The organism is Arthrobacter arnarulunnguaqae, from assembly GCF_051262515.1.
Lineage (GTDB): Bacteria > Actinomycetota > Actinomycetes > Actinomycetales > Micrococcaceae > Arthrobacter_N.
This window is the reverse complement of sequence record NZ_JBIMER010000016.1, coordinates 23,073-39,547: the sequence shown is the minus strand read 5'-3', so window position 1 is coordinate 39,547 and position 16,475 is coordinate 23,073. Positions and strand designations below refer to the sequence as shown.

The window sequence follows — 16,475 nt, the reverse complement described above, 5'->3', positions numbered from 1 at the left end:
GCGGTGCGCGCTCACCAACAGGCTAGGACGCGACTAGGCTCGTGGCCATGGAAACGATGCTCTGGATCCTGATCGGCGTCGCCGTGGCGGGGGTCTCCGCCGTCGTCTGGGGTCGCCGATACTTCCGCCGCGAAATCGACCGTGCCCGGCGCATCAGGCGCGCCCACCGCGGCGGCCGCGGGGACGGCAACTAGCAGCGACTGGCGCGGGCCCGGAATCCCGGGCCCGATTGGCGTTTGGACGCCCGATCTGCCAGACTAGACAAGTTGTTCAAGCGCCTCTCCATGTCTTGCGCTCGCCGCTCGGTTTACCGATAGCGGAGTCAAGGCCGGTTTCGACAGAGATTGCGTCCCGCCCGGGATAATGCCCGGGGCGGGGGCGGATACGACCGAGACGGTGGGGACCAAAACGGCCCACCCCCAATTCTTTCGGTTTGTGTAGCGGATAATCCGCGACACGCCCGACCGCGGGGGTCGGAGCTCCGACGGGGTGAGGAACCCGGATTCATCCGGATTCAGCCCGTGCGGGGAAGTGCCGGTCCGCAAGGACCCGTAGGGCACAGAAATGTACGTGAAGAGTGCTATCGAGAAAGAGGCATGACGCCATGGCGGGACAGAAAATCCGCATCCGGCTGAAGTCGTATGACCACGAGGTCATTGACGTTTCAGCACGGAAGATCGTTGAGACGGTCACGCGCGCAGGCGCAACCGTAGTCGGCCCAGTGCCGCTGCCGACGGAGAAGAACGTGTACTGCGTTATCCGTTCGCCCCACAAGTACAAGGACAGCCGTGAGCACTTCGAAATGCGCACGCACAAGCGTCTGATCGACATCATCGATCCGACCCCGAAGGCCGTCGACTCGCTCATGCGTCTCGACCTGCCGGCGGACGTCAACATCGAAATCAAGCTCTAGGGGAGGTGCTGAGAGACTATGACCGCAACCCGTAACATCAAGGGCCTGTTGGGCACGAAGCTCGGCATGACCCAGGTCTGGGACGAGAACCACAAGCTCATCCCCGTCACCGTCGTGCAGGCAGACTCCAACGTTGTGACCCAGCTCCGCAACGCGGACCGCGACGGCTACACCGCCGTTCAGATCGGCTTCGGCCAGATCGACCCGCGCAAGGTCACCAAGCCGCTGGCCGGCCACTTCGAGGCCGCAGGGGTCACCCCGCGCCGCCACGTGGTCGAGCTGCGTACCGCCGACGCCGATTCCTACGCCCTGGGCCAGGAACTCTCCGTCGAGCTCTTCGAGGCCGGCCAGAAGGTCGACGTCGTGGGCAAGTCCAAGGGTAAGGGCTTCGCCGGTGTCATGAAGCGCCACGGCTTCCACGGTGCTCCGGCATCCCACGGTGCCCACAAGAACCACCGTAAGCCGGGTTCCATCGGTGGCGCGTCCACCCCGGGCCGCGTCTTCAAGGGCCTGCGCATGGCTGGCCGCATGGGCGCCGAGCGCACCACCACGATGAACCTCACGGTTCACGCTGTGGACGCCGAGAAGAACCTCCTGTTGATCAAGGGTGCCGTTCCCGGCGCCCGCGGCAAGGTCGTCCTCGTGCGCACCGCCGTGAAGGGAGCAAAGTAACATGGCTATCTCCGCACTGAAGGTCGAGCTTCCCGCCACGATCTTCGACGTTCAGACCAACGTCCCGCTGCTGCACCAGGTTGTCGTGGCCCAGCTGGCCGCGGCCCGCCAGGGTACGCACAAGACCAAGACCCGCGCCGAGGTTTCGGGCGCAGGCCGCAAGCCGTTCAAGCAGAAGGGCACGGGACGCGCCCGCCAGGGCTCGATCCGCGCTCCGCACATGACCGGCGGTGGCGTGGTCCACGGACCGACGCCGCGCGACTACAGCCAGCGGACGCCCAAGAAGATGAAGGCCGCCGCCCTGCGCGGAGCCCTCTCCGACCGCGCCCGCCACGATCGCGTCCACGTGATCGAGACCCTGGTTGCCGGCAACACGCCGTCGACCAAGGAGGCCTTGGCCACCCTGCGCGCTCTCACCGAGCGTAAGAACCTGCTCGTCGTCATCGAGCGCGCCAACGATGTTGCCGCACTGTCCGTGCGCAACCTCGAAGACGTCCACGTCATCTACGTTGACCAGCTGAACACCTACGATGTTCTGGTCTCCGACGAGGTCGTCTTCACCAAGGCCGCTTACGATGCCCTGGTCAACAAGGAGGACTCCAAGTGAGCGCCGCCCTCTCCAAGTCTCCGCACGACGTCGTCATTGCACCCGTCGTATCGGAAAAGAGCTACGGACTGATCGACGAAGGCAAGTACACCTTCCTGGTCGACCCGCGCTCCAACAAGACCGAGATCAAGCTGGCGGTGGAGAAGATCTTCTCCGTCAAGGTTGACTCCGTCAACACCATCAACCGTGTCGGTAAGCGCAAGCGCACCAAATTCGGATGGGGATCCCGCAAGGCTACCAAGCGTGCGATTGTCTCCCTCAAAGAAGGCACGATCGACATCTTCGGCGGTCCGCTTTCATAAGCGGAGACCACTTTAACGAGGAAATAAAAAATGGGAATCCGTAAGTACAAGCCGACTACGCCGGGCCTTCGTGGCTCCAGCGTCGCCGACTTCGCAGAAATCACCCGGTCTACGCCGGAGAAGTCGCTGGTTCGCCCCCTGACAAAGTCGGGCGGCCGCAACAACTCCGGCAAGATCACCACCCGACACAAGGGTGGTGGACACAAGCGCGCCTACCGTCTGATCGACTTCCGTCGCCACGACAAGGACGGCGTGCCCGCCAAGGTCGCTCACATCGAGTACGACCCCAACCGCACGGCGCGCATTGCGCTGCTGCACTACATCGATGGCACCAAGCGGTACATCATCGCCCCCAACAAGCTCAAGCAGGGCGACCAGATTGAGGCCGGCGCTGGCGCCGACATCAAGCCTGGCAACAACCTGCCGCTGCGCAACATCCCCGTGGGTACCGTTATCCACGCCGTGGAGCTGCGTCCGGGTGGCGGCGCCAAGATGGCCCGTTCCGCAGGTGCGTCGGTGCAGCTGGTGGCCCGCGAGGGCCGCTTCGCGCAGCTTCGCCTTCCGTCCGGTGAAATCCGCAACGTCGACGTCCGCTGCCGCGCGACGATCGGCGAGGTCGGCAACGCCGAGCAGTCGAACATCAACTGGGGAAAGGCCGGCCGCATGCGCTGGAAGGGCGTTCGCCCGACCGTCCGTGGTGTCGCCATGAACCCGGTCGACCACCCGCACGGTGGTGGCGAGGGCAAGACCTCCGGTGGACGTCACCCGGTCAACCCCAACGGCAAGCGCGAAGGCCGCACACGCCTCGCGAACAAGGAAAGCGACAAGCTCATTGTGCGTCGCCGTCGTACCGGCAAGAACAAGCGATAGGAGCCTGGAGACATGCCACGCAGCCTGAAGAAAGGCCCCTTCGTCGATCAGCACCTGTTCCTTAAGGTCGCTGCTGAGAACGAAAAGGGCACCAAGAACGTCATCAAGACGTGGTCCCGCCGTTCGATGATCGTGCCCGACATGCTCGGACACACGATCGCTGTTCACGACGGCCGCAAGCACATTCCGGTGTTTGTCACCGAGTCGATGGTCGGGCACAAGCTCGGCGAATTCGCTCTGACGCGGACTTTCCGCAGCCACGTGAAGGACGACAAGAAGGGCAAGCGCCGCTAACCCGCGAGGGTTAACGAGTGCTTAGCACTTCTTCGATAGACGAGAGAAGGAAAGCAATGGAAGCCAAGGCAATTGCGCGTCATATCCGCGTAACGCCTATGAAGGCCCGGCGCGTCGTCGACCTTGTTCGTGGCAAGCAAGCGAATGAGGCTCTGGCGATTCTGAAGTTTGCCCCACAGGCAGCTTCGGAGCCGGTTTTCAAGGTAGTAGCGTCGGCCGTGGCAAACGCCCGGGTCGCCGCAGACCGCGACGGTGTCGCGTTCAACGACGACGAACTGATCATCAGCGAGGCGTTTGTCGACGAGGGCGCGACCATGAAGCGGTTCCGTCCGCGGGCCCAGGGTCGCGCGTTCCGCATCAACAAGCGCACCAGCCACATCACCGTGGTCGTCGCAACCCCGGAGAAGGGTGGGGAAAAGTAATATGGGTCAGAAAGTCAACCCGAATGGGTTCCGACTCGGCATCACCACCGACCACGTTTCGCACTGGTTCGCCGACAGCAACAAGCCCGGTCAGCGCTACAAGGACTTCGTCCGCGAGGATGTCCGCATCCGCGAGCTCATGACCGTTGGCATGGAGCGCGCCGGCATCGCGAAGGTCGAGATCGAGCGCACCCGTGACCGCGTCCGCGTGGACATCCACACGGCCCGTCCGGGCATCGTGATCGGCCGCCGCGGCGCCGAGGCAGACCGCATCCGCGGCGAGCTGGAGAAGCTCACGGGCAAGCAGGTTCAGCTGAACATCCTCGAGGTCAAGAACCCCGAGATCGAAGCTCAGCTTGTGGCCCAGGGCATCGCGGAGCAGCTTGCTTCGCGCGTGGCGTTCCGCCGCGCGATGAAGAAGGCCATGCAGTCCGCGATGCGCGCCGGCGCCAAGGGCATCCGTGTCCAGTGCGCAGGCCGCCTCGGTGGCGCCGAAATGTCCCGTAAGGAGTTCTACCGCGAAGGCCGCGTGCCGCTGCACACCCTCCGCGCGAACATCGACTACGGCAAGTTCGAAGCCAAGACCACCTTCGGCCGCATCGGCGTGAAGGTCTGGATCTACAAGGGCGACGTGACCGCCAAGGAGCTCGCGGCGCAGGCCGCGGCAGCTCCGGCACGTGGCCGTGGCGACCGTCCCGGCGGCGGACGTCCGCCGGCGGCCGGCGGAGACCGCCGTCGTCGTAACGACCGCAACACCGGCGCTCCGGCAACCGAGGGCGCTCCGGCGACCGAGGCTCCGGCCGCGGCGGCCGCAGAAGGAGGACAGGCTTAAATGCTTATCCCACGCCGAGTCAAGTTCCGCAAGCAGCACCACCCGACCCGTTCGGGCGCAGCGACCGGCGGCACCACGGTTTCCTTCGGCGAGTACGGCATCCAGGCGCTTACACCGGCCTATGTGACGAACCGCCAGATCGAGGCCGCTCGTATCGCCATGACCCGCCACATCAAGCGTGGCGGCAAGGTCTGGATCAACATTTATCCGGACCGCCCGCTGACCAAGAAGCCTGCCGAAACCCGCATGGGTTCCGGTAAGGGTTCGCCGGAGTGGTGGGTTGCAAACGTGAAGCCGGGACGGGTTCTGTTCGAACTCTCCGGTGTCACTGATGAAGTGGCCCGCGAGGCATTGCGCCTGGCGATCCACAAGCTTCCGTTGAAGGCACGCATCGTGCGTCGTGAGGGTGGTGAATAGGGAATGGCAATCGGATCCAAGGATCACGCAACCGAGCAGCTCGACGGTTACGACAACGGCCGCCTGGTCGAGGAACTGAAGAAGGCCAAGGAGGAGCTGTTCAACCTCCGCTTCCAGTCGGCCACCGGCCAGCTGGAGTCCCACGGCCGCCTGAAGATCGTCAAGCGCGACATCGCCCGCATCTACACGGTGCTGCGCGAACGCGAGCTTGGCATTCGCCAGGAAGTCGTCGTGCCGGTCGAGGAGACCTCCAAGAAGACCAAGAAGTCTTCGAAGAAGGCCGACGACGCCGCCGCAACCGAAGCCGCTGACGCGACCGAGGAAGCCAAGTAATGACCGAGAAGGAGAACGCAGTGGCTGAAGCTACCGAAGCTCGCGGTGACCGCAAAACCCTTCGCGGGTACGTGGTTTCCGACAAGATGCAGAAGACCATCGTTGTCGACGTTGAGGACCGTGTGAAGCACGCCCTGTACGGCAAGGTCCTGCGCCGCAACAAGAAGATCAAGGCCCACGACGAGAACGGAATCGCCGGCATCGGCGACCTCGTGCTCATCGCGGAGACCCGCCCCTTGTCCAAGGACAAGAACTGGCGCCTGGTCGAGGTTATCGAGAAGGCCAAGTAGCCTTTCCGTAGCCCAGTAGGACAACGTGGGACCCGAAGGAATGTGCATAGCACAGGATTTCGGGTCCCGCTGTTTTTAACGTAGACTTAATGGTCTGTGCGCTCTGCATGTCGAGACTATCCACCTTGCATGCAGGCACTCGTGCGCGGCGATCGGGTCTGACCCTCGCCGGCGCGCGGCACGGCTCCTCGGCGCATCGCCTCGGCCCTGCCTCCCCAGCAGACGCGTAACCCTCGGGTTCCGCTCCGTTTGGAGGTGGGGGTAAGCGACAGCCGGGGTGGACCATATCCGTTCCGCAAGGCTCCCAGAGAGAACCAGCGAGACGACAGGAGTTAATAGTGATTCAGCAGGAGTCGCGACTCAAGATCGCCGACAACACCGGTGCTAAGGAAATCCTTACCATTCGTGTTCTCGGTGGATCCGGACGTCGCTACGCAGGCATCGGCGACGTCATCGTCGCCACCGTCAAGGACGCGATCCCTGGCGGCAACGTCAAGAAGGGCGATGTCGTCAAGGCGGTCATCGTCCGCACCAAGAAGGAACGTCGCCGCGTCGACGGTTCCTACATCAAGTTCGACGAGAACGCAGCCGTCATCCTCAAGGCCGACGGCGAGCCGCGCGGTACCCGTATCTTCGGCCCGGTCGGACGCGAGCTTCGCGACAAGAAGTTCATGAAGATCGTTTCCCTGGCTCCGGAGGTGCTGTAACCATGGGTGCAAACATCAAGAAGGGTGACCTTGTTCAGGTCATCACCGGTTCCAAGCAGGACCGCGGCGGCGACCGCGGCAAGCAGGGCAAGGTCCTGAAGGTCTTCAAGGAGTCGGAGCGTGTCCTCGTCGAGGGCATCAACCGCGTCACGAAGCACACCAAGGCCGGCCAGACCGAGCGCGGCACGAAGACCGGCGGCATCGAAGTTGTCGAGGCCCCGATCCACGTGTCCAACGTTGCGATCGTCGATCCGGAATCGAAGAAGCCGACCCGCGTTGGCTTCCGCGTCGAGACCGCGACCAAGAACGGCGTCGAGAAGACCGTGCGTGTTCGCTACGCCAAGGCTTCCGGGAAGGCACTCTAATGACTGAAGCAGCTGTGAAGACCCTCCCGCGTCTGAAGGCCAAGTACAACGACGAGATCCGCGCGTCGCTGAAGTCCGACTTCTCCTACACCAACGTGATGCAGATCCCCGGTCTGGTCAAGGTTGTCGTGAACATGGGTGTCGGCGAGGCCGCCAAGGACTCGAAGCTCATCGAAGGCGCCGTCCGCGACCTGACGTCCATCACCGGCCAGAAGCCGTTGGTGACCAAGGCCCGTAAGTCGATCGCACAGTTCAAGCTGCGCGAGGGAATGCCCATCGGCACGCACGCCACACTTCGTGGCGACCGCATGTGGGAATTCGTCGACCGCCTGGTGTCGTTGGCTCTGCCGCGTATCCGCGACTTCCGGGGCCTCAGCCCCAAGCAGTTCGACGGAAACGGCAACTACACGTTCGGCCTCACGGAGCAGTCGATGTTCCACGAGATCGACCAGGACAAGATCGACCGCGTCCGCGGCATGGACATCACTGTGGTGACCACCGCCAAGACCGACGACGAAGGCCGCGCGCTGCTCAAGGCGCTGGGCTTCCCGTTCAAGACCGACAACTAGATCAACTACGTTACAGGTCCGCCGTCGTGCGGAAACCGTAGCGAGGAAGGGCAGAAGCCCACATGACAATGACAGATCCAGTCGCAGATATGCTGACTCGTCTGCGTAACGCCAACTCGGCATACCACGACACCGTGTCGATGCCGTCTTCGAAGCTGAAGGTTCGCGTTGCCCAGATCCTCAAGGCGGAAGGCTACATCGGCGACTTCGTCGAAGAGGCCGCCGAGGTAGGCAAGAAGCTGACCATCAACCTGAAGTTCGGCCCGAGCCGCGAGCGTTCGATCGCTGGCGTCCGCCGCATTTCCAAGCCCGGCCTCCGCGTTTACGCGAAGTCCACCAACCTGCCGCACGTCCTCGGGGGCCTCGGCATCGCCATCCTGTCCACGTCCTCCGGACTGCTGACAGACCGCCAGGCTGCCAAGAAGGGTGTAGGTGGGGAAGTCCTCGCCTACGTCTGGTAACGGGAAGGGAGAAGAAACCATGTCACGTATTGGACGTCTTCCAATCACCGTTCCCGCCGGCGTCGAGGTCAAGCTCGATGGTTCGGTTGTCTCCGTCAAGGGTTCCAAGGGCGAGCTGAGCCACTCCGTGGCCAGCCCGATCTCCGTGGCGCTCGAGGAGTCCACCCTCACCGTCACGCGTCCGAACGACGAGCGCGCCTCGCGTTCGCTGCACGGCCTGACCCGCACCCTGATCTCCAACATGATCCAGGGCGTCACCGAGGGCTACACCAAGAAGCTCGAGATCCACGGCACGGGTTACCGCGTTGTGGCGAAGGGATCGAACCTCGAGTTCGCCCTGGGCTACTCCCACCCGGTCTCGGTTGAGGCTCCGGAGGGCATCACCCTGACCGCCGAGGGCGCCAACAAGGTCGTCGTCGCCGGTATCAGCAAGCAGCAGGTTGGCGAAGTTGCCGCCAACATTCGCAAGCTCCGCAGGCCGGATCCCTATAAGGGCAAGGGCATCCGCTATGAAGGCGAAGTTATCCGCCGCAAGGTCGGAAAGGCTGGTAAGTAACCATGGCTCTCGGAATCAAGGGTAAGAGCAAGGCTGCCGCCCGCGGCCGCCGCCACCTCCGCGTCCGCAAGCGGATCGAAGGCACCGAGGCGCGTCCGCGCCTCGTCGTCAACCGTTCCGCCCGCCACATCTTCGTTCAGGTTGTCGACGACAGCAAGGGCCTCACCGTGGCCTACGCTTCGACGATGGAAGCCGACCTGCGCGCTTTCGACGGCGACAAGACCGCCAAGGCAAAGCGCGTCGGCGAGCTCGCCGCGGAGCGTGCCAAAGCCGCCGGCATCGAAGCCGTTGTCTTCGACCGCGGTGGCAACCGGTACCACGGCCGCGTGGCCGCGGTCGCCGACGGAGCACGTGAAGGTGGGCTGGCACTGTGAGCGAAGCTACTAACGAGAAGGAAACTCAGGTGTCTGAAGCTACCGAGGCCGCATCGTCGACCACGACGGCGACGGCTGACAACGCCGGCGCACGTCGCGGCGACAACCGCGGCGACAACCGTGGACGCGGCGAAGGCCGTGGACGCGGAGAGGGACGTGGCCGCGGTGGCCGCGACTCGAAGGACAGCCGCAACGACGACAAGGACAAGTTCCTTGAGCGCGTTGTGAACATCAACCGCGTGTCCAAGGTCGTCAAGGGTGGACGTCGCTTCAGCTTCACCGCCCTGGTTGTTGTCGGAGACGGCAACGGCATGGTCGGCGTCGGCTACGGCAAGGCCAAGGAAGTTCCCGCGGCCATTGCCAAGGGCGTTGAAGAGGCCAAGAAGTCGTTCTTCCGCGTTCCGCGCGTCGGTTCGACCATCCCGCACATGGTGACGGGCGAGGCCGCCGCGGGCGTTGTCCTGCTGCGTCCCGCGTCCCCGGGTACCGGCGTTATCGCCGGTGGTCCTGTCCGCGCCGTCCTCGAGTGCGCCGGCATCCACGATGTCCTGTCCAAGTCCATGGGTTCCTCGAACCAGATCAACATCGTCCACGGAACCGTGGCCGCGTTGAAGGCACTCGAAGAGCCGGCGTCGGTTGCCGCTCGCCGTGGTCTGCCCCTGGACCAAGTTGTTTCGCCGCAGATGCTGCGCAACATCCAGAACCAGAAGGTTGGTGCGTAGTTATGGCAAAGAATTTTGTCCCTAGCGACTCCCAGCTGGTTATCACCCAGATCCGGTCCACCATTGGTGGCAAGCAGAACCAGCGCGACACCCTGCGCTCGCTCGGACTCAAGCGCATCGGCCACACCGTGGTCCGTACCGCCGATCCGGTGACCGTGGGCATGGTCAACAAGGTTCCGCACCTCGTAACGGTTGAGGAGGCGAAGTAGACATGGCTATCAAGGAAACCGCACTCAAGGTGCACCACCTGCGTCCGGCCCCCGGCGCCAAGACCACCAAGACCCGCGTGGGTCGCGGTGAAGGCTCCAAGGGCAAGACCGCCGGTCGCGGTATGAAGGGCACCAAGGCGCGCTACCAGGTCAAGGCCGGCTTCGCCGGTGGCCAGTTGCCGCTGCACATGCGCCTTCCGAAGCTTCGCGGCTTCAAGAACCCGTTCCGGGTCGAGTTCCAGGTTGTCAACCTGGACAAGCTCGGCGAGCTGTTCCCGGAAGGTGGCGACGTCACCGTCGACGCCCTGGTCGGTAAGGGCGCCGTTCGCAAGAACCAGCCCGTCAAGGTCCTGGGCACCGGCGACATCACCGTCAAGGTGAACGTGAAGGCCAACGCCTTCTCGGCGTCCGCCAAAGAGAAGATTGCCGCTGCCGGCGGATCGGCGACCGAGCTTTAAGGTCCCCGTGATCCCACGGTTTGGCTGAGGTCCCTGACGGGCCGGGTTCGTCCCGGTCCGTCGGGGACCTTATTCTTTTGTCCCGCACGTTCGTTTCCCCTGCCCGCCGCGCGGTTCTTCCTTTACCTGCCGCGCGCCACATGGTCGGCCCGCCGCGTACGACGCCGGTGCGGTGCACCTTGCGGTGGCGGGGTGGACACTTTCTACGGGTAGACTCACAGAAGCCAATCTCGGCCCTGTGGCCGGAACCACATCTTTCAGGAGGACGCTTGCTCAGCGCCATTGCCCGGGTCTTCCGGACGCCTGACTTGCGACGCAAGTTGCTGTTCACGCTCGCCATCATCGCGATCTATCGCCTCGGCGTGTTCATCCCGACCCCCGGCGTCGACTACGGGAACGTCCAGCAGTGTCTTGCCGCGGGCAACACCACCGGCGGCCTGTACCAGTTCGTGAACCTGTTCAGTGGCGGCGCCCTGTTGCAGGTCTCGATCTTCGCCCTGGGCATCATGCCCTACATCACGGCGTCGATCATCACGCAACTGCTGCGCGTCGTGATTCCCCGCTTCGAGGAGCTGCACAAGGAGGGCTCGGCCGGACAGTCGACTCTCACCCAGTACACCCGTTACCTGACCATCGCGCTGGGCCTGTTGCAGGCGACCACGCTGGTCTCGCTCGCGCGCAGCGGCAACCTGTTCCAGGGTTGCGGGCTCCCGATCGTGCCGGACGAATCCGTCCTGAACATCATCCTGATGGTCGTCACCCTGACCGCGGGCACGGGCCTGATCATGTGGTTCGGCGAGCTCGTCACGGAGCGCGGCGTCGGCAACGGCATGTCCCTGATGATCTTCGTGTCCATCGCCGCCGGTTTCCCGGCGTCCATGGGCGCGATCGCCAATACGCAGGGCTGGGGCGTCTTCGCCGGAGTCATCCTGATCGGCCTCGTCGTCGTCGCCCTCGTGGTGTTCGTCGAGCAGTCCCAGCGCCGGGTGCCCGTGCAGTACGCCAAGCGGATGGTGGGGCGCCGGACCGTCGGCGGAACGTCCACCTACATCCCGATCAAGGTCAACATGGCCGGTGTCATCCCGGTCATCTTCTCCTCGTCGATGCTGGCCCTGCCGAGCATGCTGGTGCAGTTCAACGCGCGTCCGGACGGCTCGCTGCCGGGCTGGGCGCTGTGGCTCCAGACGAACTTCAGCGGCAGCAGCCCGCTCTACATGGCCGCGTACCTGATGCTGACCATCTTCTTCACGTACTTCTACGTCTCGATCACGTTCAACCCCACCGAGGTGGCGGACAACATGAAGAAGTATGGCGGGTTCATCCCGGGCATTCGTGCGGGCAAGCCGACCGCCGAGTACCTTCAGTATGTGTTGTCGCGCATCACGTTCCCGGGCGCCATCTACCTGGGACTGATCGCGCTGACCCCGTTGATCGCGTTCGTGCTCATCAACGCGGACCAGAACTTCCCGTTCGGCGGCGTCTCCGTCCTCATCATGGTTGGTGTGGGTCTGGAGACCGTCAAGCAAATCAATGCCCAAATGCAGCAGCGACACTACGAAGGACTTCTGCGATGACTCGATTGTTGATCATTGGCCCGCCGGGTTCCGGCAAGGGCACCCAGGCGACCCGCATCTCCGAGCGCCTCGGCGTCGTGGCGATCTCCACCGGAGACATCTTCCGCGCCAACGTGAAGGAAGAGACCCCGCTGGGCCTCGAGGCGAAGAAGTACATCGACGCCGGCAACTTCGTCCCCGACGAGGTCACGAACCGCATGGTCCGCGACCGCCTGCTCCAGGATGACGTCCGCGACGGCTTCCTCCTCGACGGCTACCCGCGCACCTCGGCCCAGGTCGACGAGCTGGACAGCATCCTCGGCGAGGGAGGCCAGGAGCTCGACGTCGTGCTCCAGCTGACCGCGGACGACGACGAGCTGGTCCAGCGCCTGCTCAAGCGCGCGCAGATCGAAGGCCGCGCCGACGACAACGAAGAGGTCATCCGCCACCGCCTCGGCCTGTACCACGAGCAGACCCAGGTGGTCGTCGACCGCTACCTTGACCGCGGCATCGTGAAGTCCGTGGACGGACTGGGCGACATCGACGAGGTCACCGAGCGGGTCATGTCCTCGCTCGAGTCCTCGGACGCCCAGTAGCGCACTTCAGCAAAACGGTACGACGACGGCAGCCCCCGCCCCACCGGCGGGGGCTGCCGTCGTCGTACGGGATAATGGAACGAAGCCAACCCGAAGGAATGACCACATGCAGTTCGGCCAGCCGAAGATCGAATACAAGTCCAACGCGCAGATCCTGAAGATGCGCGAGGCCGGGCTGGTCCTGGCCGAGGCGCTGGACACCGCCGTGGCCGCGGCGCGGGTCGGCACCACCACGGCCGAGCTGGACGCGCTGTTCTCCGGCGTCCTGGACAAGCACGGCGCGACGAGCAACTTCAAGGGCTACCACGGGTTCCCCGCGACCATCTGCGCCTCCGTGAACGACGAGGTGGTCCACGGCTTCCCGAGTGACTACGTCCTAGCCGATGGCGACGTGCTGAAGATCGACGGGGGCGCGATCATCGAGGGGTGGCACGCGGACTCGGCGCGCACCGTGATCGTGGGAACCGCGGATCCGGCGGACCAGCGGTTGTCGGACGTCACGCAAGAGGCGATGTGGCGGGGGATCGCAGCGCTCGCCAACGCGCGCTTCGTCGGGCAGATCGGCGACACGATCGACGATTTCGTCTCCGCGCAGGAGGGCGAGCCGCTTGCGATCCTCGAGGACTACGTCGGCCACGGGATCGGCAGCGAGATGCACATGGCGCCCGACGTCCTGAACTACCGCACCGGGCACCGCGGCGCGCGCGTGAAGCCGGGCATGTGCCTGGCGATCGAGCCGATGCTCGTCCGCGGGGCGCTGGAGACGAAGGTGCTCGACGACGAATGGACCGTGGCGACCGTCGACGGGGCCCGCGCCTCGCAGTGGGAGCACACGGTCGCGGTGCACCTTGGCGGCATCTGGGTCCTGACCGCGCACGACGGCGGCGCGGCCGGCCTGGCGCCGTTCGGCGTCACCCCCTCCCCGCTCCGGCCCTAGCCCGTCCCGCCCCCGCCGCCCCTGCATCGGTGTCGGGGTAAGTGTTGGAAAGCCTCTCGGATTCCGACATGTATCCCGACACGGCCGCCGTGGTTCCGGGGTTATGCCGCCGACGCCAGTCCCTGACGGACCACTGCGATGGCGCGGCTGAAACCGTTGGATGCGTCGGACCAATCCAACTTGATGTAGTTCCAGCCACCAGCGGTAAACGCGCGGTCCCGTCGGTTGTCCACGCGGAGCTGTTCCGCCGTGCGGTGGTGCGCTCCGTCGTACTGAATGGCTAGTCGGGCCGAGCGGTATCCAAGGTCACACGACGCGGAGAAGGGGTCATCGGGCTCGGCACGGATTTGGAGCTCGGGCTCGGGAAGCCCTGCGCGGATCAGAGCCAGCCTGAGTTTGGTCTCCATCGCGGAGTCCGATCCAACACGGACAAGTTCCAGCGCGGCACGGGCATTCCCGGAGCCGGGGAAGCCACGGTATCGATCCAGCAGCAGGAGCAGTTGCTCGCGCGTCGCAAGCGGCTCCCGCCTCGCCTCGAAATGCGTGTAGGGCTGGCGGACCAGCTGGTCACCGATGGCGACTAGATCGTCCTGACGGAGGGTCTGGGCCAATTCGAGCCAGGTTCGGGCTGGCGTGGAGATCGGCAGGATGCTGTGCGGCGGACCGTCGCTGGGTGCCGGGATGGTTGTGGTTCCGCCCTTGAACTGGCGGATGCGGTGGCAGGCAACTCCTGTGATTTCGAGTGGCCGGCTCCGGTATCGCGTCAGATGGAGCGGCCCGCCGGACTGGAGGCGGCGCGGAAGCCAAAGCCCGTGGATGCGGCCCGCCGTCAGATGCGACGCGAAGGATCCGTCGTGGATGAGGCACAGACCCGCAGCGACGGCCGCCTCGGATGGTGTTCCGGACCCCTGGAAGTAGAGGCGTCGGTGGAGGAGATGGACGTCGCCGGCGCGCAAACGGTTTGCCGGCACGCCCAGATCCTTCGCCTGCGAGAGCGTAAAGACCCGGTCCATGAGTTCGGCCGGCAGGGGAGAGGCGGTACGCATTCTCCGATTGTCGACGTCGGTTGAGGTCGATGCGCGGTTGTCCACAGGGTTTGGCGGGAGAGTCAGCCAACGCCAGGGGGGAGGAAGCCGGTTGGACGCGCCAAGCCGTCCCGTGTCCTCGCATCGATGTCGGGGTACCTGCAGGAATCCGTTCCGCATTCCCACATTTACCCCGACACCGATAGGAGCGGCGACGGTGGGAGCTGAGGCGGAGGAGCGGGGCGGGGAGACGGCGGTGGCGACGGGAGACGGTAGCGGCGGACGACGGCGGACGACGGCGGACGACGGAGGTCGCGGCTTCGTCGCAACTGGGTCCCGGGAGGGGGTTCCGGCCGATTCGCCATCAGGGACGTAACCGGGTAGGCTTGCTTGTTGGTTGTCTCTACGCCTATGCCCAAAACATCCGCTCCAAGTGAACGGCTGGGGCAGGCGTGCGGAACAACCGAAATCTATACAAGCCGGAAGCATTAGCGACCGGCACAAACGTTAGCGGAGGATATGGCCAAGAAAGAGGGTGTCATCGAGGTAGAAGGCACCGTGTCGGAGGCACTGCCCAATGCGATGTTCCGCGTTGAGCTTCCGAACGGACACGTGGTACTTGCCACTATCTCGGGAAAGATGCGTCAGCACTACATCAGGATCCTCCCGGAGGACCGCGTAGTGGTGGAACTCAGCCCGTACGACCTCAACCGCGGCCGTATCGTCTACCGCTACAAGTAAGGCCGGAGTCCCCGGATCCCCGGGCGACGAAGGTAGCCACAGCTCCACTGAAAACAGCAACCGCAAAGGAACAGTGCCTTGAAGGTCAACCCTAGCGTGAAGCCGATCTGCGAAAAGTGCAAGGTGATCCGCCGCAACGGTCGGGTCATGGTGATCTGCGAAAACCCACGCCACAAACAACGCCAGGGCTAATTTCCGCACGGAAATCCAGACCTGCGCGTAGTTGAGTAATTACGGCAGCACAGCGTCCACTACGCGGGACGCACACCCCCGGGCACGGAGGCCGGGGACCTGGAAACAGGGATTGTGCTGCTCCACACCTCCGCGAATAACGTAAGGAAGACAACCAATATGGCTCGTCTCGCTGGCGTAGACATCCCGCGCGAAAAGCGCGTGATCATCGCGCTCACCTACATCTACGGCGTGGGCAAGACCCGTGCAGAACAGACCATTGCCGAGACCGGGATCTCCCCGGACACTCGTGTCAAGGACCTCACCGACGCTGAGCTTCTCCAGCTGCGTGACTTCATCGAAGGCAGCTTCAAGGTCGAGGGTGACCTCCGTCGTGAAGTGGCTGCCGACATCCGCCGCAAGGTCGAGATCGGCTCCTACGAGGGCATTCGCCACCGCAAGGGCCTGCCGGTCCGCGGACAGCGCACCAAGACCAACGCCCGTACCCGCAAGGGTCCGAAGCGCACCGTCGCCGGTAAGAAGAAGACCCGCTAGAAATAGCGGATCCCATAGCCAATTCATTCGTAGGAGTAAGCAATGCCCCCAAAGACTCGTGGAGCGGTGCGCAAGCCGCGTCGCAAGGACAAGAAGAACATCGCGCTGGGCCAGGCGCACATCAAGAGCACGTTCAACAACACCATCGTGTCCATCACGGACCCGACCGGTGCCGTCATCGCCTGGGCTTCCTCGGGCGAGGTCGGATTCAAGGGCTCGCGCAAGTCGACCCCGTTCGCCGCTCAGATGGCCGCCGAGGCTGCCGCTAAGCGCGCCCAGGAACACGGCATGAAGAAGGTCGACGTGTTCGTCAAGGGACCGGGCTCCGGTCGCGAAACGGCCATCCGCTCGCTGCAGGCCACCGGCCTCGAGGTCGGGTCCATCCAGGACGTGTCCCCGAGCGCCCACAACGGCTGCCGCCCCTCGAAGCGTCGCCGCGTCTAAGTAGCCCACGTTCGGCGCGTGTTGCCGTCGTGTTCCAAGGAGCACGACGGCGGCGCGCGCCACACGCGGCCCACTGACCG

Annotated in this window: 29 protein-coding genes; 28 read left to right on the top strand and 1 reads right to left on the bottom strand. The window is 64.4% G+C overall.

The genetic code is table 11. The features are described 5' to 3' along the window. Positions 1 to 47: 47 nt before the first annotated feature. The 24 genes from ACHAAJ_RS12925 (at position 48) to map (ending at position 13,459) form a co-directional block, all read left to right on the top strand. On the top strand, positions 48 to 194 hold the full coding sequence (locus tag ACHAAJ_RS12925) for a hypothetical protein (protein WP_435728601.1): 147 nt from the start codon (positions 48 to 50) through the stop codon (positions 192 to 194). A gap of 410 nt (positions 195 to 604) precedes the next feature. Beyond that, complete coding sequence (rpsJ, locus tag ACHAAJ_RS12920) at positions 605 to 913, top strand: 30S ribosomal protein S10 (RefSeq protein WP_003803825.1); 309 nt, start codon at positions 605 to 607, stop codon at positions 911 to 913. Between the two features lie 18 nt (positions 914 to 931). Beyond that, positions 932 to 1,585 (top strand): 50S ribosomal protein L3, encoded by a 654-nt coding sequence (rplC, locus tag ACHAAJ_RS12915; RefSeq protein WP_435728600.1) that lies wholly within the window; start codon positions 932 to 934, stop codon positions 1,583 to 1,585. 1 nt (position 1,586) lies between these two features. Further along, the gene (gene rplD, locus ACHAAJ_RS12910; RefSeq protein ID WP_435728599.1) at positions 1,587 to 2,192 is read left to right on the top strand and encodes a 50S ribosomal protein L4; all 606 of its coding nucleotides are present in this window, start codon (positions 1,587 to 1,589) and stop codon (positions 2,190 to 2,192) included. Next, on the top strand, positions 2,189 to 2,494 hold the full coding sequence (gene rplW, locus ACHAAJ_RS12905; RefSeq protein WP_435728598.1) for a 50S ribosomal protein L23: 306 nt from the start codon (positions 2,189 to 2,191) through the stop codon (positions 2,492 to 2,494). Before rplD ends, rplW begins: the two co-directional genes overlap by 4 nt. 30 nt (positions 2,495 to 2,524) lie before the next feature. Then, a complete protein-coding gene (gene rplB, locus ACHAAJ_RS12900; protein ID WP_435728597.1) occupies positions 2,525 to 3,364 on the top strand; it encodes a 50S ribosomal protein L2 in 840 nt (279 codons plus the stop codon). A 12-nt stretch (positions 3,365 to 3,376) separates the two neighbouring features. Beyond that, positions 3,377 to 3,658, top strand: coding sequence for a 30S ribosomal protein S19 (gene rpsS, locus ACHAAJ_RS12895; protein ID WP_435728596.1), 282 nt, complete (start codon positions 3,377 to 3,379; stop codon positions 3,656 to 3,658). Positions 3,659 to 3,714: 56 nt separating this feature from the next. Beyond that, the gene (gene rplV, locus ACHAAJ_RS12890) at positions 3,715 to 4,080 is read left to right on the top strand and encodes a 50S ribosomal protein L22 (protein WP_435728595.1); all 366 of its coding nucleotides are present in this window, start codon (positions 3,715 to 3,717) and stop codon (positions 4,078 to 4,080) included. A gap of 1 nt (position 4,081) precedes the next feature. After that, positions 4,082 to 4,912, top strand: a complete 831-nt coding sequence (gene rpsC, locus ACHAAJ_RS12885; protein WP_435728594.1) for a 30S ribosomal protein S3 — start codon at positions 4,082 to 4,084, stop codon at positions 4,910 to 4,912. After that, positions 4,913 to 5,329 carry a 50S ribosomal protein L16 gene (rplP, locus tag ACHAAJ_RS12880; protein WP_435728593.1) on the top strand — a complete coding sequence of 139 codons (417 nt, stop codon included), beginning with the start codon at positions 4,913 to 4,915 and terminating at the stop codon, positions 5,327 to 5,329. A gap of 3 nt (positions 5,330 to 5,332) precedes the next feature. Next, positions 5,333 to 5,662, top strand: coding sequence for a 50S ribosomal protein L29 (rpmC, locus tag ACHAAJ_RS12875; RefSeq protein ID WP_435728592.1), 330 nt, complete (start codon positions 5,333 to 5,335; stop codon positions 5,660 to 5,662). Further along, entirely contained in the window at positions 5,662 to 5,952 is a 291-nt protein-coding gene (gene rpsQ / locus ACHAAJ_RS12870) for a 30S ribosomal protein S17 (RefSeq protein ID WP_435728591.1), read from the top strand. Before rpmC ends, rpsQ begins: the two co-directional genes overlap by 1 nt. 338 nt (positions 5,953 to 6,290) lie before the next feature. Continuing rightward, entirely contained in the window at positions 6,291 to 6,659 is a 369-nt protein-coding gene (gene rplN, locus ACHAAJ_RS12865) for a 50S ribosomal protein L14 (protein ID WP_264270837.1), read from the top strand. Positions 6,660 to 6,661: 2 nt separating this feature from the next. After that, positions 6,662 to 7,024 (top strand): 50S ribosomal protein L24, encoded by a 363-nt coding sequence (gene rplX, locus ACHAAJ_RS12860; protein WP_435728590.1) that lies wholly within the window; start codon positions 6,662 to 6,664, stop codon positions 7,022 to 7,024. Next, positions 7,024 to 7,593, top strand: coding sequence for a 50S ribosomal protein L5 (rplE, locus tag ACHAAJ_RS12855; protein ID WP_435728589.1), 570 nt, complete (start codon positions 7,024 to 7,026; stop codon positions 7,591 to 7,593). The genes rplX and rplE overlap by 1 nt, the downstream gene beginning before the upstream one ends. Positions 7,594 to 7,655: 62 nt before the next feature. After that, positions 7,656 to 8,054: a 30S ribosomal protein S8 gene (gene rpsH / locus ACHAAJ_RS12850; RefSeq protein WP_343900011.1), complete on the top strand. Its 399-nt coding sequence runs from the start codon at positions 7,656 to 7,658 to the stop codon at positions 8,052 to 8,054. A gap of 19 nt (positions 8,055 to 8,073) precedes the next feature. After that, positions 8,074 to 8,610: a 50S ribosomal protein L6 gene (rplF, locus tag ACHAAJ_RS12845; RefSeq protein WP_435728588.1), complete on the top strand. Its 537-nt coding sequence runs from the start codon at positions 8,074 to 8,076 to the stop codon at positions 8,608 to 8,610. Positions 8,611 to 8,612: 2 nt separating this feature from the next. Next, complete coding sequence (rplR, locus tag ACHAAJ_RS12840; RefSeq protein WP_435728587.1) at positions 8,613 to 8,984, top strand: 50S ribosomal protein L18; 372 nt, start codon at positions 8,613 to 8,615, stop codon at positions 8,982 to 8,984. Continuing rightward, positions 8,981 to 9,706, top strand: a complete 726-nt coding sequence (gene rpsE, locus ACHAAJ_RS12835) for a 30S ribosomal protein S5 (RefSeq protein WP_435728586.1) — start codon at positions 8,981 to 8,983, stop codon at positions 9,704 to 9,706. Before rplR ends, rpsE begins: the two co-directional genes overlap by 4 nt. A gap of 2 nt (positions 9,707 to 9,708) precedes the next feature. Then, positions 9,709 to 9,915 carry a 50S ribosomal protein L30 gene (rpmD, locus tag ACHAAJ_RS12830; protein WP_435728585.1) on the top strand — a complete coding sequence of 69 codons (207 nt, stop codon included), beginning with the start codon at positions 9,709 to 9,711 and terminating at the stop codon, positions 9,913 to 9,915. A 2-nt stretch (positions 9,916 to 9,917) separates the two neighbouring features. After that, entirely contained in the window at positions 9,918 to 10,373 is a 456-nt protein-coding gene (gene rplO, locus ACHAAJ_RS12825; RefSeq protein WP_435728584.1) for a 50S ribosomal protein L15, read from the top strand. Between the two features lie 269 nt (positions 10,374 to 10,642). Next, on the top strand, positions 10,643 to 11,947 hold the full coding sequence (gene secY / locus ACHAAJ_RS12820; protein WP_435728583.1) for a preprotein translocase subunit SecY: 1,305 nt from the start codon (positions 10,643 to 10,645) through the stop codon (positions 11,945 to 11,947). Further along, positions 11,944 to 12,522 carry an adenylate kinase gene (locus ACHAAJ_RS12815; RefSeq protein WP_435728582.1) on the top strand — a complete coding sequence of 193 codons (579 nt, stop codon included), beginning with the start codon at positions 11,944 to 11,946 and terminating at the stop codon, positions 12,520 to 12,522. The genes secY and ACHAAJ_RS12815 overlap by 4 nt, the downstream gene beginning before the upstream one ends. A gap of 106 nt (positions 12,523 to 12,628) precedes the next feature. After that, positions 12,629 to 13,459 (top strand): type I methionyl aminopeptidase, encoded by an 831-nt coding sequence (gene map / locus ACHAAJ_RS12810; RefSeq protein ID WP_435728581.1) that lies wholly within the window; start codon positions 12,629 to 12,631, stop codon positions 13,457 to 13,459. A gap of 101 nt (positions 13,460 to 13,560) precedes the next feature. Here the strand turns inward: map and ACHAAJ_RS12805 are convergent, their stop codons facing one another. Beyond that, positions 13,561 to 14,505 carry a hypothetical protein gene (locus ACHAAJ_RS12805; RefSeq protein WP_435728580.1) on the bottom strand — a complete coding sequence of 315 codons (945 nt, stop codon included), beginning with the start codon at positions 14,503 to 14,505 and terminating at the stop codon, positions 13,561 to 13,563. Positions 14,506 to 15,003: 498 nt separating this feature from the next. Between ACHAAJ_RS12805 and infA the strand changes: the two genes are divergently transcribed. The 4 genes from infA to rpsK all read left to right on the top strand — a co-directional run bounded on the left by infA (position 15,004) and on the right by rpsK (position 16,395). After that, complete coding sequence (gene infA, locus ACHAAJ_RS12800; protein ID WP_068731548.1) at positions 15,004 to 15,225, top strand: translation initiation factor IF-1; 222 nt, start codon at positions 15,004 to 15,006, stop codon at positions 15,223 to 15,225. Between the two features lie 78 nt (positions 15,226 to 15,303). After that, on the top strand, positions 15,304 to 15,417 hold the full coding sequence (gene rpmJ / locus ACHAAJ_RS12795) for a 50S ribosomal protein L36 (protein WP_030148013.1): 114 nt from the start codon (positions 15,304 to 15,306) through the stop codon (positions 15,415 to 15,417). A gap of 159 nt (positions 15,418 to 15,576) precedes the next feature. Beyond that, positions 15,577 to 15,951: a 30S ribosomal protein S13 gene (gene rpsM / locus ACHAAJ_RS12790; protein WP_373971189.1), complete on the top strand. Its 375-nt coding sequence runs from the start codon at positions 15,577 to 15,579 to the stop codon at positions 15,949 to 15,951. Positions 15,952 to 15,993: 42 nt separating this feature from the next. Continuing rightward, positions 15,994 to 16,395 (top strand): 30S ribosomal protein S11, encoded by a 402-nt coding sequence (gene rpsK, locus ACHAAJ_RS12785; RefSeq protein ID WP_435728579.1) that lies wholly within the window; start codon positions 15,994 to 15,996, stop codon positions 16,393 to 16,395. The last annotated feature ends 80 nt before the right edge of the window (positions 16,396 to 16,475 follow it).

Coding starts and splice junctions, on each gene's coding strand:
- rplF (WP_435728588.1), top strand. CDS start 8,074: ATGTCACGTATTGGACGTCTTCCAATCACCGTTCCCGCCGGCGTCGAG.
- rpsK (WP_435728579.1), top strand. CDS start 15,994: ATGCCCCCAAAGACTCGTGGAGCGGTGCGCAAGCCGCGTCGCAAGGAC.
- rpsS (WP_435728596.1), top strand. CDS start 3,377: ATGCCACGCAGCCTGAAGAAAGGCCCCTTCGTCGATCAGCACCTGTTC.
- rpsM (WP_373971189.1), top strand. CDS start 15,577: ATGGCTCGTCTCGCTGGCGTAGACATCCCGCGCGAAAAGCGCGTGATC.
- rplC (WP_435728600.1), top strand. CDS start 932: ATGACCGCAACCCGTAACATCAAGGGCCTGTTGGGCACGAAGCTCGGC.
- rplV (WP_435728595.1), top strand. CDS start 3,715: ATGGAAGCCAAGGCAATTGCGCGTCATATCCGCGTAACGCCTATGAAG.
- rpmD (WP_435728585.1), top strand. CDS start 9,709: ATGGCAAAGAATTTTGTCCCTAGCGACTCCCAGCTGGTTATCACCCAG.
- rplD (WP_435728599.1), top strand. CDS start 1,587: ATGGCTATCTCCGCACTGAAGGTCGAGCTTCCCGCCACGATCTTCGAC.
- rplB (WP_435728597.1), top strand. CDS start 2,525: ATGGGAATCCGTAAGTACAAGCCGACTACGCCGGGCCTTCGTGGCTCC.
- rplO (WP_435728584.1), top strand. CDS start 9,918: ATGGCTATCAAGGAAACCGCACTCAAGGTGCACCACCTGCGTCCGGCC.
- ACHAAJ_RS12805 (WP_435728580.1), bottom strand. CDS start 14,505: ATGCGTACCGCCTCTCCCCTGCCGGCCGAACTCATGGACCGGGTCTTT.
- infA (WP_068731548.1), top strand. CDS start 15,004: ATGGCCAAGAAAGAGGGTGTCATCGAGGTAGAAGGCACCGTGTCGGAG.
- ACHAAJ_RS12925 (WP_435728601.1), top strand. CDS start 48: ATGGAAACGATGCTCTGGATCCTGATCGGCGTCGCCGTGGCGGGGGTC.
- rplR (WP_435728587.1), top strand. CDS start 8,613: ATGGCTCTCGGAATCAAGGGTAAGAGCAAGGCTGCCGCCCGCGGCCGC.
- rpsH (WP_343900011.1), top strand. CDS start 7,656: ATGACAATGACAGATCCAGTCGCAGATATGCTGACTCGTCTGCGTAAC.
- rpsC (WP_435728594.1), top strand. CDS start 4,082: ATGGGTCAGAAAGTCAACCCGAATGGGTTCCGACTCGGCATCACCACC.
- rpsQ (WP_435728591.1), top strand. CDS start 5,662: ATGACCGAGAAGGAGAACGCAGTGGCTGAAGCTACCGAAGCTCGCGGT.
- rpmC (WP_435728592.1), top strand. CDS start 5,333: ATGGCAATCGGATCCAAGGATCACGCAACCGAGCAGCTCGACGGTTAC.
- rplE (WP_435728589.1), top strand. CDS start 7,024: ATGACTGAAGCAGCTGTGAAGACCCTCCCGCGTCTGAAGGCCAAGTAC.
- rplX (WP_435728590.1), top strand. CDS start 6,662: ATGGGTGCAAACATCAAGAAGGGTGACCTTGTTCAGGTCATCACCGGT.
- map (WP_435728581.1), top strand. CDS start 12,629: ATGCAGTTCGGCCAGCCGAAGATCGAATACAAGTCCAACGCGCAGATC.
- ACHAAJ_RS12815 (WP_435728582.1), top strand. CDS start 11,944: ATGACTCGATTGTTGATCATTGGCCCGCCGGGTTCCGGCAAGGGCACC.
- rplP (WP_435728593.1), top strand. CDS start 4,913: ATGCTTATCCCACGCCGAGTCAAGTTCCGCAAGCAGCACCACCCGACC.
- rpsJ (WP_003803825.1), top strand. CDS start 605: ATGGCGGGACAGAAAATCCGCATCCGGCTGAAGTCGTATGACCACGAG.